We start from the raw sequence: 13,081 nt of genomic DNA on the forward strand, positions 1-13,081 counted from the left end.
CTTTTGGATGCGGCTGCGGTACGGCATGCCCGATCCGGAGCGCATGACCCGCGTGGTCGAAAGTTGGATAGCAGTGCAAAAGGCCGGGCTCTGATCCCGGCTGGTGGAAACCAGGGGGTCAGGTCAGTTCACCTATTCCTTCCCGTTCATTTTAGAGTCATCAAGATCGTATTAACCACGTCACGGTCCCTGCCGGGCAGGGCTTTCACGTGGGGGCATCCATGACCAGAACCAAACCATCCCTTAAGTCAGCTATCCTGTTGGCCAAATAGGATCAAGGCGACCGGCGCACCAATTTACCTCGTGACTGAGCCATGTGCGCGCGAAAACCGTCACCACTTCGATGGGGATTCGACATGACATTGCCATTTCACATGCCGTCCACAATCCGCCTTTCGGGTGTAGGTCTTGCCGCTTGTGCGATTGCCACGATTGCTGCCGCAAGTGCGCAGGCGCTACCACTATCCAGCTTCAAGGATCAGGGCGTCGACCATATCTTTGGCAGCTACGCCCCGCGCGGCGACTGCTCAAAGGAACCGCGCGTAACCATCGATGAAAAGGGCATGACGTTCCGCGCCAATGGTCGGGAAATAAAGCCCCCTCGGGTGGAATATGCTCTCACCTTCATGGGCCAGAGCTATGACGGCATCATGGCAGTATTTTTTCCCTTTCCAGTTAGCAGCAATGATTTTGGTCGGGTTCTCATGTATGTGAACGACGACGAGAAGCGCGGTGTCATCCGCTTTGAATCCGATCTGCCGCGCGGCCAACGCCCGGCTTCTTTCCATGCGGCCTTCACGGGTGGCGGCCCGTTCACGCTCTGCCAGGGCAGCGCTCTTGCTGGCACGCCACTGCCGCCACGGCCTGAGCCGGCGGTGGCCGTGCAAGGCATTCCAGCGGAATGGACCAATCTCGCCAGCCTCGTCGGCAAATATCCGGGAAGCTACGCCAAGGACAATATCGACCTGTTCGATAAGGGTACCTTGGCTGCGGCATTGAAGGCCCGGATGGGGCCGAAGATGGCTGCGCTGCGGACCAATCTCTCAGCCGTCTCGCCATTGCAGCGGGCTGGGAACTATTACTATCTTTCCGGCAATGCGCAGCATCAGGGCGGTGTGGAGCAGGCCTATATAATAATAGACCCGGCGCGCCGTGCGGTGCAGGTGGGCCTTTGGGAGCGCGGCAAGCTAACAGTTTATCCGTCTGCTTCGGGCGTTAGGCTGCCGATTGCGCCGGAAATCAAGACGCTGTTGGACAAAAGCCCGCCCGAAACGGCAGTGCCGCTTCCCGGTACACCCTGGGAAGTTGTACCGGTGCAAGGTCGCGCGCCCATGGCTTATGTGAGCGCCGCGGCATCGCCCAACATCGAAGCCCTCAGTCTCTATTGTGAAGGCGGAAATACGGCCCGGCGAAGACGCTCTACAATCGCTGGAAGCGGTGGAGCGACAAAGGCATCTTCATCCGCATGATGGAAGGCCTGGCGACACCTCAGGCTCCCGAGCGCAAGACGATCATGATCGACGCGACCTATCTTAAAGCGCACCGCACGGCGTCGAGCCTGCGGGTAAAAAAGGGGGTCCAGGACGCCTGATCGGCCGGACGAAAGGCGGCATGAACACCAAGCTTCATGCCGTGAGTGATGCGAATGGTCGTCCAATCAGCTTCTTCCTGACCGCCGGACCGGTCAGCGACTACACTGGCGCGGCCGCTTTGCTCGACAGTCTGCCCAACGCGCAATGGATGCTGGCCGACCGAGGCTATGATGCCGACTGGTTCCGCGACGCCCTGCAGGAGAAGGGTATCACGCCCTGCATCCCGGGCTGAAAAATCCGGAACACGACCGTAAAGTACGACAAACGCCGCTACAAACGCCGTAACCGCATCGAGATCATGTTCGGCCGCCTCAAAGACTGGAGGCGGGTCGCAACACGCTACGATCGCTGCCCGAAGGCCTTCTTCTCCGCCGTCGCACTCGCCGCAACCGTCATCTTCTGGCTCTGATCAATGAGTCCTGACCCTAGACTATGCGACAAGAAATACTGGGATAAAACAAGCCATTCCCCCAGTTACCCGGCTACGGATCGTAAGAGTTTGCCCCCGCTTGCTTGCTTCTATCTCAGCTGATAACTTCGAAGGCTGTGCCGTATCCCACGTCGGCGGGGATAGTGAGGATGTTCTTGCCGTCTCGCTGGATGACTTCTGGAAGGACCGGCACGATTTCGCGAGCCTTGGCCCGCGCGACGCAATCGTCTGCGCTCGCAGCTTCGGCTAGCAGTTGCAGGTTCAATCGCGTGGGAAAGATGATCGTTCGTTCACCGCTGACACCCAGTTTCAGGGCTTTGCTTGGCGAAAGCCATTCCGCATCAACGGTTTCATATCCATCACATGCTGCGATCTGGCGCTCTGGGGCGCGAACGACGAAGAAATGAGTGTCGAAGCGCTTTTGCATAAAGCTGGGCGTGATCCACCGCGCGAACTCGCTCAGGCGATCAAGGCGCAGTTGCACATCGGCCTCGCGCACAATGTCGAAAAATTCGCGCTCGCCTCGCTCGACGGCTTTGCGGCTTTCAAGATCGCAAATATCCTCGAACTCGCTACCGTCGCGATGATCGGCCAGCAGGATGCCTGCTTCCTCAAAGGCTTCACGAATCGCGGCAATCCGAAGGGTGCGCTGCGTAGGATCTAGCGTTTTCCAGCCCCTGCAATAATCGGCCCATTCAGGCGCTTCATCGGCAGCAGAAGGCTTTCCACCGGGAAAGACCAGCGCGCCGGATGCAAAATCGATCTGGTGATGCCGCTTGACCATCAGCACCTGGAACTCCGGCTCGTCGCGAAGCAACAGCATGGTGGCTGCGGGGACCGGATCGACTGGCTTCTGCAGTGTCATCATAAACTCCAGTTCTCAGTTGGCCTGATATTGGACGCTGGCCCGTTCAAGCTGAGCAACGATCTTATCGCCATTTGCGCAGAAGAACCAACCCGGCAAGAGCCACTGCAACACTTGCAAGCACCCAGGATTGATTCGCAAGCAGCGCCGCGGAGACGATAAGTGCGGCCGCCACAGGACCTTTGACAGGCTGGCTCGCGCGGCGAATGGCTGCGAGCTTCTCAAAACTTGCCGGATCAATCTGGACAGGCACATGCCCGGACTTGGCTATAGCGGCGGCGTTATCGAGAAGGTCAGGCATGATCGCCGCTAGGGCGAGGAGTTGTCGGCGAACTTTTTTTAAATTGGCGCGATTCCTGCCAAGGGAGAATCTTTCTGCGAACAGCTCCAACATGATGGGGCGTGTTTCCTCCCCGATATTATAGTCAGGCGCAAAGGAACGCGCAAACCCTTCCGCCGTGAGCAATGTTCGAAGAAGGATCGCCAGATCAGGCGGAAGTGCGAGCTGATAGTCTCGCAGGAGATCGAACACGCGGCTGAAAATATGCGAGAACTCAATCCCCGAAAGGACCGTTCCCCTGAACTCACCGATCAGCTGGTCCAAATTCTGGGTGAGCCCATCACGGTCAACTTTCGGATCTCCAGCCCATTCGAGCAACACGTTCGCGACGTCTGCTGTGTCTTCGTCGGCTATAGCCATGACAAGTCGTACCAGTTCCTCGCGCCTCGCCTTTGTGAGAGTGCCGACCGATCCGAAGTCGATAAAGCCCACATCCTGTTCCCCGATAAGGAAAACATTGCCTGGATGCGGATCGCCATGAAATTCGCCATTCAGAATGATCATGCGCAGGACTGCATTCGCATATTGTCTCGCGAACGCCGCCACGCGTGGGTCGGTCGATTCGGCCTCGATCGCAGACGCGGGCGTTCCATACAGCCGCTCCTGGACGTTGACCCGTATCCCCGTCAGTTCCCAATGAATTGTTGGAGTCTTGATCCCAAGCGTATCAAGATAGCCACCGATACGCTCGCATGCACGAGCTTCTGCTGCCAGATCCATTTCCCAGGCAAGATTTCTGCCAAAGGTTCGCAGGAACTCTACGGGGCGATAGCGGGCGATTTCAGGGGATCGATCCTCGGCAACGGCGGCGAGGCGCGTCAGGAGCCGCACATCGGCCTCCATTCGCGCAGCAGTGCCCGGACGCCGCACCTTTATGATAACGTCGGCGCCGTCGAGCAGCGAAGCAGAGTAGGTCTGCGCTACCGAAGCCGAAGCCAGTGGTTGTTCATCGAATTGGGTGAATTCCCCTCGCCAGTCAGCTCCCCAGCTTGCGGCAAGGATGGGCTCGATTTCTTCGAATGGCACCGGAGAAACCTGATCGTGGAGCGTCGCGAAGGCAGCAATCCAGGACCTGGAAAACAGATCGCTGCGCGTCGCCAGCAGCTGTCCAAGCTTTATTCCGACCGGACCAATGTCGCGCAGGAGTGCGACGACCGCCGCCGGCCGCAATTCACCTGGATCGATTGACTTGGCCGGATGCGGAATGACTCCGAGAGCGCCCGCCAGGCTTTTGGCGCCGTGCCGGACAAGAATCTGTCCTATCTCGGCGGCGCGTGCGATGTCTCCTATCGGTTTATCTCGGAACCCAGGCATATGTCCTATTCCGCATCGGTCCGGCTCTGATCGAGATTCGACGCAATCCGCACAAGAATGTCCAGCAACGTCCGTTTTTCGTCGCGCGTGGCGTTCCGCCATAGGACCCTATGCAGCCCGTCCGCGGATTCTCTCAGTTGGGGCAACAACCTGTCGAGCTCCTGGGTCAGGATGAGCTGCCATGCCCGGCCGTCCGTTTTGGCTCGTCGCCTTTCCATCAATCCTTTCCCACAAAGGCCAGCGACGGCTTGACCGATCGTGGCGGATTCCAACTCTAGTCGCTTGGCAATTCCGGCCTGCGTCAACGATGGTTCGCGGAGAAGTTGTCCGATGATGCGCCACTGCGTCTGATTGAGGCCAATCTTGGCAATCCGTGCGTCATAAGCGCGCCTCGCCCCCCGACTAATCTCGTCCATCAAATATAGCATACGGTCGTCGTCGGTGAGGGCGCCTTCGCGAAGCCGTGGCGGCATTGTGTCGAGATTTGCGTTCATACCGCTGCCTAGTCCGTTTCGTGGGAATGCCAAAACGCAAATTACTAAACGATTTTACTAACCGGATGGAACGGTCTACGCCACGCCATGAAGCGACTTAGCACATGTCCAAAATCCTTCGAAAGAGGCAGATGACCGACGAACCAAATGAGCGGGAACAGGATCGCGCGCCCGCATCCAGCCTGAAATCGCAACCCAAATTTCGCCTCATCCTCATCATAGCCATCACTGCTGCGCTGATTGCAGGTGGTTGGTGGTATTACAGGCATGTCACCTATGGGCAGTACATGCAGTCGACCGACAACGCCTATGTCGCGGCCGACAGCGTTGTGGTTTCATCAAAAGTGGCCGGATACGTGGACGCGGTGCTCGTCTCTGAGAACGGGCGGGTCAGTCCCGGCGAGGCGCTCGTGCAACTGGATGTGCGAGATTATAGAGCCCAGGCGCAACAGGCGCGTGCGCAAATTGCGGCGACGCTGGCCGGCGCCGACACAATCCGCTCGCAAGTAACCGAACAGGACTCAGCGATTCGGCAGGCGCGGGCCCAACTCGCCGCCAAGCGCGCGGCGCTCGACCTCGCCAATGAGCAGGTAGCGAGGTATCGCCCCCTTGCCGCGACCGGTGCGGAGCCGCGAGAAAAGCTTCAACAATATGAGACACAGGCGCAGCAAGCGCACGCCGACTTTGTTGCTGCCCAGGCAGCAGTCTCTGCTGCCAACGGTCGGAGGGCCACCTTGTTCAAACAGATCGACCAGACCGAAGCCCAAGCTGACGCGGCCCGCGCGCAGCTGGAAGCGGCCGACCTAGATGTCACATCGACTCTGCTGCGAGCCAGCAAGGGAGGTCGCGTTGGCGATCTAACAGTAAGGGTCGGCCAATTCGTTCAGCCCGGTCAGCGATTGATGACGGTGGTTCCGGTAAACGAAATCTACGTCATCGCTAATTTCAAGGAGACGCAGGTCGGCCTTTTGCGGGCGGGGCAACCGGTCAGGCTCGAGGTCGATGCTCTTCCCGACTTTGAGATTGCTGGACGCGTTGAGAGCATCTCGCCCGGAACCGGAGCAGAATTTTCGATCCTGCCGCCCGAAAACGCCACAGGGAATTTCACCAAGATTGTTCAGCGGATAACGGTTCGTATCGCGATAATAGCCTCGCCCAAAGTGCGTCGTCTGCTCGTCCCGGGCATGTCGGTTGTGGCAGTTGTCGACACGCGAAACGCTGCCGGAGAGCTGAAAGAGATCTCGAGTACCGACAAATGACCGCCGAGTTGGCATCGAACAGCGCCTCTGGTACTCCGACTGCAGAAAGGCGGAATGCCGATATCACCGCGTGGATAGCGGTCGCAGCGGGTGCACTTGGCGCCATGCTCGCAACACTCGATATCTCTATCGTCAATTCCGCGCTTCCGGTGATCCAGGGCGAAATCGGAGCCAGCGGCACCGAGGGCACTTGGATTGCCACCGCATTTCTCGTTGCCGAAATTGTGGTAATTCCGCTTAGCGCCTGGCTTGAACGCCTTTTTGGACTGCGAAACCTGCTCATCATTGCGGTTTCCGCGTTCACCGGCTTCTCAATTCTTTGCGGTATGGCGACCGACCTCACGACCATGATCATCGGTCGCACGGGTCAGGGTTTCATGGGTGGTGCGCTGATACCAACTGCGATGACCATCGTGGCGAAAAGATTGCCGCCCCATCAACAGCCGATCGGCATGGCGCTGTTCGGCATGACAGTGATTCTGGGTCCGGTCATGGGGCCGCTGATCGGTGGCTGGCTGACCGAAAATTTGAGCTGGCACTATGCCTTCTTTGTCAATGTTCCAATCTGCGCCGTACTGCTGCTGCTGCTATTCGTCGGGCTTCCTCACGAAGAGCCGAAGTGGGAGTATCTGACCGATGCTGATTGGGCGGGCATTGCCGGCCTGATTCTGGGGTTGGGCGCTTTGACTGTGTTGCTTGAGGAGGGGCATCGCGAGGAATGGTTTGAATCCGCTCTTATTCGCTGGCTGGCACTCATTGCCGTTATCGGTTTCGCTTCACTCATATACGGGCAGCTGAACGCGTCGAAGCCCGTCCTGAAACTCCGCCTCCTTCTCAATCGCCAATTCGGAAGCGTTGCGGTGATGGCTCTCGCCCTGGGAATGGTCATGTATGGTTCGACCTACGTCATTCCCCAATTTCTTGCGATCATATCCGATTATAACGCTTTTCAAACCGGGCTCGTTATATTTTGGATGGGTATTCCGGCTTTTGTGCTTATGCCGATCCTGCCCTTCATGATCCGCAGACTCCACATTCGCATTGCCGTCGGTGTCGGAATGCTTCTGATGGCGGCCAGCTGTTTCGTCAGCATAAGCCTCACCGCGGAATCTGGGGGCGCCGTATTCATCGAAAGCCAGCTTATTCGGGGTGTTGGCATGATTCTGGCCATGATGTTCCTGAACCAGGCTACCGTAGCCTCGGTGGCAAAGACAGATGCTGGCGATGCCTCCGGTATTTTTAACGCCGCTCGAAATCTCGGAGGATCTTTCGCTTTGGCCGGACTGGCTTCGTTTCAGGACCAGCGGATCTGGCACCATAGCCGGCGCATGGAAGAGACGCTGAATGCCAACAGTGCTTCACTCCAGATTTATCTTGATGAACTCGCGAAAAGCTTCGGCGGGATGGAGGGTGCCATGTCGATGCTAGGCCGGACCATCCAGCGGGACGCGTTCGTAATGACCTACAATGATGTATTCTTGGTGATGGGCGTCCTGACCTTGATGACCGTTCCTTTGGTCATCTTTTTGAAGCCGCTTCCCAAGAATGTTTCCCTTTCGATGCACTGAGCCTGACATGATAAGAAAATCTGTAATATCGCTTCTCGCCTCGTTTCTGCTGGCCGGTTGTGTTGCGGGCCCAGACTACGCCGGGCCTCCAGAAGTATTCTCGGCGAACCGAAATGACGGCTTTGTCCGTGCCGGCGGTAACATCATCGATACCGAGCCCGAGCTGGCAGAGTGGTGGCTCCTTTTGAACGATCCGGAATTGACCAGGCTTATCGAGGCTGCGTTATCGGACAATCCTTCGCTTCAGGCTGCGCAAGCGCGGATTGCGCAGGCGCGGGCATCCGTGAGACAGGAGAAGGCCGGAAGATTTCCGACGCTTGGAACCCAGGCGACGGCTATTCAGGGCCGCTTGCCGGGCCTTGATATTCAGAACAGTGCCCCGCCTTCGGCGAGCGCGCCTGTTAGTCCGCAGGGACAGGCGGATGATAGCCTCAGTGTCTACAATCTCGGGCTCAACGCTAACTGGGAGCTGGATTTCGCAGGAGGAACGCAGCGACGGATCGAGGCCGGCAACGCTCAGGCCGCGGCAGCGGTTGCCAATGTGGAGGATGCCAAGGTCCAGCTGACCGCCGAAGTTGCCAATGCCTATGTCAACCTGCGCGAGGCCCAGTTTCGAGCCAAAGCGTACCGAACCGAGTGCGAGTTGCAGCAGCAAACCCTCTCGCTAACCTATCAACGGTATCAGCAAGGCGTGTTGCCCCTGTTCCCTCTCGGCAATGCAAATGCCGAGCTCGAGCTGCTCAAGTCTCAGCTCGCCGAGGCCGAAGCTGACACGGCGGTATTGCTCGATGCGCTTGCCATTCTAGCTGGACAGATCCCAGGGACAACGGACGAAGCGCTGAAACAGATCTTCGATGTTCCCCTCCCGCCGGAACAGGTCGCCGTGGGCGACCCCTCCAACCTTGTCGCACGTCGGCCCGACATCCGCGCGGCCGAACGCAGCCTGGCGGCAGCAACGGCTCGGATCGGTGTTGCGGAGGCTGCACGATTTCCGAAGCTGTCATTCATGGGAATCTTGGGACTTGGCGGAACGTCGCCAGACGATCTCTTTGATGTGAGCAATCCGTCAATTCTCGCCATTCCACAGCTGCAGTGGAACTTCCTCGATTTCGGAAGGGTCGATGCCTCGGTCGATCAGGCGAGCGCCGTCCGTGCCGAGGCAGTTGCCAACTATCGAAAGACGGTGCTTTCTGCACTTCAGGACGCCGAGCGCGCGTTGTCGCGCTTTAGCCAGCAGCGCTCTGCCCTGGTGGCGTTCGCGCAGATCAAGTCCCAGGCAGATGGCGCAGCCGATCTTGATCGACAACGATTTGCCGGCGGAGTGATCTCGCGCGCCGACCTAAATCGCACGCTTCGCAAACAGCAGCAGGCGGCAACCGACCTCGTCCGGGGAAAGGCGGCGCTCACGCTGTCATGGATCGCCCTGCAAAAATCACTCGGCCTGGGATGGCAAGTGCAAGCAAAGATTTAATGTCACCTACGAGTGTCGTTAATATGAACTCTAAGGTGCGATATCGGTTCAGAAAGAATCTCATAGGGATTTCAACTGACAATTTTATCTAACCTTAGCAAGAGTATCCTGTGCTTATTCAAACGATCTGTCGGCCGATTTGTGCGCAGCATACTCCTTGCAAGCGACCTGATATAACGCTACGGTGACGTTTACATAATGTCATTGCGGCAAGGCGCGATGTGTGGATCGGCATGGTTAAATGTGTGGGGTCAGTGGTCCCGCTTGCTGGCATGATCCGCTCGATGACGGGTTATGGGAGAGGGAGTTGCCACGGGCGATCCGCTCTCCCGACACCGGTTGGAGACTTGCTGCGATGAATGCGCGCACAGCACCGAACATCTTCGTTCGCGAAGGAGATGGCATTTCAACGTTGGTCGTTGAAGGTGACTGGACAGCGATGTCGATCGCAGGCCTTTCCGGGCATGTTCTGAGTCCCTCGAACCTCTCCTTCTCAAGCGACTTCGGAAACCTGGGAAGGATAGACAGCGCAGGCGCGCTCGCCATCCTGACTCTCGCACCCAATGCGGCATTTACCGCAGACCTGCCCGCCAATCTTGCTGATCTGTTCGCGCTGGTGGGCTCGGCCATGGCCGACCGCGATGTCCCGCCAATCAAAACTCCCCCATTTCACGTGCGTCTTGGCCAAAAAGTTTATCGAGCTGTCCAGGAAATCGGCGCAAGCGCTCGATTTCTCGGCCAACTTGAGGTGGCGCTCATGAAATCTCTTGCACATCCCAAAAGGATGCGATTGATCGCACTGGCGTCGTCAATTCAGAAGGTCGGCTTCGATGCGCTGCCACTCATAGCGATCATGACATTCTTTATCGGCGCAGTGGTGGCTCTCATAGGAAGCGATCTGCTCAAGACATTGGGTGCATCGGAACTGGTCGTCGAACTGGTTGGCATATCCGTCCTCCGCGAGTTCGGCGTCCTCATTCCCGCGATACTACTTGCCGGTCGGTCCGCTTCCACTTTCGCGGCCCAGATCGGCGCAATGCGAATGAATCAAGAGACGCAGGCAATGAAGGTGATGGGCATCGACCTGTTCGACGCGCTGGTTGTGCCACGCGTATTGGCATTGCTTGTAATTATGCCCCTCCTGGCGATTGTTGCCATGCTGGCTGGTTTGGCCGGCGGGCTTGTCGTCAGCTGGGGCATACTCGACGTGAGCCCGACATATTTCGCCGAACGACTCTCAGCTGCGGTCGATATCCGACACTTCTGGGTTGGAATGGCAAAAGTACCGGTGCTGGCCATTGTGATTGCGCTTGCCGGATGTCGCCACGGCCTTTCGGTACGCGGAGATGTTGAGGATCTGGGCGGGCGGGTGACCGTCGCCGTTGTCCAAGCGCTATTCGCAATCATCCTTCTGGATGCCGCCTTTGCAATTCTCTTCAACGTGCTCGAAATATGATTTGCGATCCGGACATCGTTATTCGGGTGGAGAATCTTAAAACCCGATTTGGCGATCACATTATCCACCAGGATTTGAACCTAGAAGTCCATCGTGGCGAGATTCTTGGTGTCGTCGGAGGGTCCGGTAGTGGAAAATCCGTCCTGATGAACACCATTTTGGGCCTGATTGCGCCTAGCCATGGGACAATCGAAATCTTTCAGAAAAAAATTGGGAGTCGCTTTGATCGTACGGAAATTGATCACCGAATTGGCGTCATGTTTCAAAATGGCGCGCTTTTTTCTTCTCTTAGTGTGCAAGAAAATGTCGAGGCTCCTCTCATCGAACATACCCGTCTTAGAGAGCCGTGGCTCGAGGCCGTGGCTCTGATGAAAATCGGCCTTGTCGGACTCGATGCCGAGGTGGGCCGGCAAATGCCCGCTGAACTTTCAGGCGGAATGCGAAAACGTGTAAGCGTAGCGAGGGCCTTGGCGCTCGATCCAGAATTGCTGTTCCTTGACGAACCCACTTCGGGCCTCGACCCGATCGCCGCCGCCGAATTTGACCAGCTGATACGGACGCTGAGCGACACGCTGGGGCTTACTGTCGTGATGGTGACCCATGATCTCGACAGCCTGTATTCCATCAGCGACCGCGTGGCCGTGGTTGCGGATCAGAAAATTGTCGAGGTTTCGCCAATCGCGGAACTTGAGAGGTCTGACCATCCTTGGATCAGGGCGTTTTTGGGAGGGCGGGCGGAGCGCGTCAAGGAAAGGAACCGTTAATGGAACGCGACGCGAACTACGGTCTGATTGGGGGCCTGACGCTGGCTCTGCTAGCGGCGGCTTTCGGCTTCATCCTCTGGCTCGGTCAATCCCAATTCGCCCGTAATTTCGACGAGTATCGGATCATTTTCGATGGTCCCGTCCGCGGTCTTAGCGAGGGAGGCGAGGTGCAGTTCAACGGAATTCCGGTGGGAGAAATCACGCGTATTAGTCTTGATCCCAGAAATCCAAACAGGGTGCTTGCAGGGGTGCGCCTGCGCGAGGATACGCCTGTGCGCGTCGATTCTACCGCCGCGACGGAGTCGCAAGGCATAACCGGCGGAAGCTACATCCAGATCAGTGCGGGGACGCCCTCTAAGCCGTTGTTGAAGGAGGTTTCCAAGGAAACGCTCCCAGTGATTAAGGCGGAAAAAAGTTCGCTACAATCCCTGATGGATGGAGGTGGCGCATTGTTGGCGGACGCTTCGCAGGCCCTGGAAAGGGTCAACCGGACCTTGTCCGACGAGAATATCGAAAATGTTTCGGCTGCTATTGCGGATGTAAGAGCTACCACGGCGGAATTGCGATCTAGTCGCGGAATGTTCAGCAAGGCTGAACAAGCGTTTGCACGCCTGGACCGGGCGGCGGCCGATATCGAGGCCGCGGCCGCATCGGCGCGCACGGCGATCGATGGCGACGGTCGCAAGACGTTTGCCGATGTCTCGGCAGCTGCTCGAGATCTTCGAGAGGGGATCGCCGAGGCGAGGGTGGTCATTCACAGGCTTGATGACGCCGCGAGTGGATTGGCGGCGCCCGACGGCTCCGGGATTGCTGCAACTTTGAAATCGCTCGATAGCGCGGCGCAGGAAATCGAGCAGCTCGCCGGCCAGCTACGACGGACCCCTCGTGAAAGGAAGCTCCCCCAATGAAAACGATCTCTGCAAGAATGTTTTTGCTGACGGGCGCGCTAATTTGCCTTTCTGGTTGCGGGAATATTCTGGGAACTGGCGGCAAATCGACGTTGTACCGGATCAGCAGCACGCCCGTACCGGAGCGTGAAATTGCACGACAGTGGATTCCGGTGTATATTACGCGACCGACGCTTCCGCCTGGGGCCGATGGAGACAGGATCCTCACGATCGAGAATCGCGAAGTCACGTATCTGGCCAAAGCACGGTGGATGAGGCCTGCGCCCGAGATGATCCGCGAGGCTATTGCCGGAAGCGTAGCGCGCAAAATCGATCACGCATATATCCCTGTCCAGAGCGTGGCTTCCGATCATTACGTCCTATCCGCACGGCTTTCTTCTTTTGCAGCCTATTACGAGCAGGGGCCCGACGCGGCCCCGATCATTCGCATCGCCGCGCAAGTGGAACTAAGCCGATCCAAAGAATCGGAACCACTGGCAGTCACGCGCATCGTCCTTGATAGGACAGCAAGCGCAAACAGTGTTTCGAGTATCGTCGAAGCCTTTGATCGCGCGAGCCTTGAAATGGCCGACAAAATCGCGAGTTGGACGGCTGCGGTGATCAATTAGCGGGTAGCCAAT

Annotated in this window: 11 protein-coding genes and 1 pseudogene; 9 read left to right on the forward strand and 3 right to left on the reverse strand. The window is 57.6% G+C overall.

Going from position 1 to position 13,081, the window contains the following annotated elements; all coding sequences use genetic code 11:
• Nucleotides 1-356: 356 nt before the first annotated feature.
• The gene (locus L0963_RS04640; protein WP_215350569.1) at nt 357-1,469 is read left to right on the forward strand and encodes a hypothetical protein; all 1,113 of its coding nucleotides are present in this window, start codon (nt 357-359) and stop codon (nt 1,467-1,469) included.
• Nucleotides 1,394-2,001: pseudogene (locus L0963_RS04645) on the forward strand (IS5 family transposase); the annotation flags it as partial. The gene L0963_RS04640 and the pseudogene L0963_RS04645, both read left to right, overlap by 76 nt.
• 115 nt (nt 2,002-2,116) lie before the next feature.
• On the opposite strand, the gene L0963_RS04650 reads toward L0963_RS04645, so the two are convergent.
• The 3 genes from L0963_RS04650 to L0963_RS04660 form a co-directional block, all read right to left on the reverse strand.
• Nucleotides 2,117-2,887 (reverse strand): NUDIX hydrolase, encoded by a 771-nt coding sequence (locus L0963_RS04650; protein ID WP_054590306.1) that lies wholly within the window; start codon nt 2,885-2,887, stop codon nt 2,117-2,119.
• Between the two features lie 64 nt (nt 2,888-2,951).
• Entirely contained in the window at nt 2,952-4,541 is a 1,590-nt protein-coding gene (locus L0963_RS04655; RefSeq protein ID WP_039575416.1) for an ABC1 kinase family protein, read from the reverse strand.
• Nucleotides 4,542-4,546: 5 nt separating this feature from the next.
• Nucleotides 4,547-5,035, reverse strand: coding sequence for a MarR family winged helix-turn-helix transcriptional regulator (locus L0963_RS04660; protein ID WP_052208277.1), 489 nt, complete (start codon nt 5,033-5,035; stop codon nt 4,547-4,549).
• A gap of 131 nt (nt 5,036-5,166) precedes the next feature.
• Between L0963_RS04660 and L0963_RS04665 the strand changes: the two genes are divergently transcribed.
• The 7 genes from L0963_RS04665 to L0963_RS04695 all read left to right on the forward strand — a co-directional run bounded on the left by L0963_RS04665 (nt 5,167) and on the right by L0963_RS04695 (nt 13,069).
• Nucleotides 5,167-6,294 (forward strand): HlyD family secretion protein, encoded by a 1,128-nt coding sequence (locus L0963_RS04665; protein WP_054590305.1) that lies wholly within the window; start codon nt 5,167-5,169, stop codon nt 6,292-6,294.
• Nucleotides 6,291-7,862, forward strand: coding sequence for an MDR family MFS transporter (locus tag L0963_RS04670; protein ID WP_095385529.1), 1,572 nt, complete (start codon nt 6,291-6,293; stop codon nt 7,860-7,862). The genes L0963_RS04665 and L0963_RS04670 overlap by 4 nt, the downstream gene beginning before the upstream one ends.
• Before the next feature lie 7 nt (nt 7,863-7,869).
• Nucleotides 7,870-9,333, forward strand: a complete 1,464-nt coding sequence (locus L0963_RS04675; protein WP_039575413.1) for an efflux transporter outer membrane subunit — start codon at nt 7,870-7,872, stop codon at nt 9,331-9,333.
• 241 nt (nt 9,334-9,574) lie between these two features.
• The gene (locus tag L0963_RS04680) at nt 9,575-10,789 is read left to right on the forward strand and encodes an MlaE family ABC transporter permease (RefSeq protein WP_136173725.1); all 1,215 of its coding nucleotides are present in this window, start codon (nt 9,575-9,577) and stop codon (nt 10,787-10,789) included.
• Nucleotides 10,786-11,553: an ABC transporter ATP-binding protein gene (locus L0963_RS04685; RefSeq protein WP_136173726.1), complete on the forward strand. Its 768-nt coding sequence runs from the start codon at nt 10,786-10,788 to the stop codon at nt 11,551-11,553. The genes L0963_RS04680 and L0963_RS04685 overlap by 4 nt, the downstream gene beginning before the upstream one ends.
• Nucleotides 11,553-12,461 carry an MlaD family protein gene (locus L0963_RS04690; protein WP_054588698.1) on the forward strand — a complete coding sequence of 303 codons (909 nt, stop codon included), beginning with the start codon at nt 11,553-11,555 and terminating at the stop codon, nt 12,459-12,461. Before L0963_RS04685 ends, L0963_RS04690 begins: the two co-directional genes overlap by 1 nt.
• Entirely contained in the window at nt 12,458-13,069 is a 612-nt protein-coding gene (locus L0963_RS04695; RefSeq protein ID WP_081997347.1) for an ABC-type transport auxiliary lipoprotein family protein, read from the forward strand. The genes L0963_RS04690 and L0963_RS04695 overlap by 4 nt, the downstream gene beginning before the upstream one ends.
• Nucleotides 13,070-13,081 lie beyond the last annotated feature (12 nt).

Source organism: Sphingopyxis sp. NFH-91 (assembly GCF_021401285.1).
GTDB classification, from domain to species: Bacteria; Pseudomonadota; Alphaproteobacteria; order Sphingomonadales; family Sphingomonadaceae; genus Sphingopyxis; species Sphingopyxis terrae_A.

Bases quoted from the DNA above. Each gene is read 5' to 3' on its own strand.
- L0963_RS04640 (WP_215350569.1), top strand. From the start codon at position 357: ATGACATTGCCATTTCACATGCCGTCCACAATCCGCCTTTCGGGTGTA.
- L0963_RS04650 (WP_054590306.1), bottom strand. From the start codon at position 2,887: ATGACACTGCAGAAGCCAGTCGATCCGGTCCCCGCAGCCACCATGCTG.
- L0963_RS04655 (WP_039575416.1), bottom strand. From the start codon at position 4,541: ATGCCTGGGTTCCGAGATAAACCGATAGGAGACATCGCACGCGCCGCC.
- L0963_RS04660 (WP_052208277.1), bottom strand. From the start codon at position 5,035: ATGAACGCAAATCTCGACACAATGCCGCCACGGCTTCGCGAAGGCGCC.
- L0963_RS04665 (WP_054590305.1), top strand. From the start codon at position 5,167: ATGACCGACGAACCAAATGAGCGGGAACAGGATCGCGCGCCCGCATCC.
- L0963_RS04670 (WP_095385529.1), top strand. From the start codon at position 6,291: ATGACCGCCGAGTTGGCATCGAACAGCGCCTCTGGTACTCCGACTGCA.
- L0963_RS04675 (WP_039575413.1), top strand. From the start codon at position 7,870: ATGATAAGAAAATCTGTAATATCGCTTCTCGCCTCGTTTCTGCTGGCC.
- L0963_RS04680 (WP_136173725.1), top strand. From the start codon at position 9,575: ATGTGTGGGGTCAGTGGTCCCGCTTGCTGGCATGATCCGCTCGATGAC.
- L0963_RS04685 (WP_136173726.1), top strand. From the start codon at position 10,786: ATGATTTGCGATCCGGACATCGTTATTCGGGTGGAGAATCTTAAAACC.
- L0963_RS04690 (WP_054588698.1), top strand. From the start codon at position 11,553: ATGGAACGCGACGCGAACTACGGTCTGATTGGGGGCCTGACGCTGGCT.
- L0963_RS04695 (WP_081997347.1), top strand. From the start codon at position 12,458: ATGAAAACGATCTCTGCAAGAATGTTTTTGCTGACGGGCGCGCTAATT.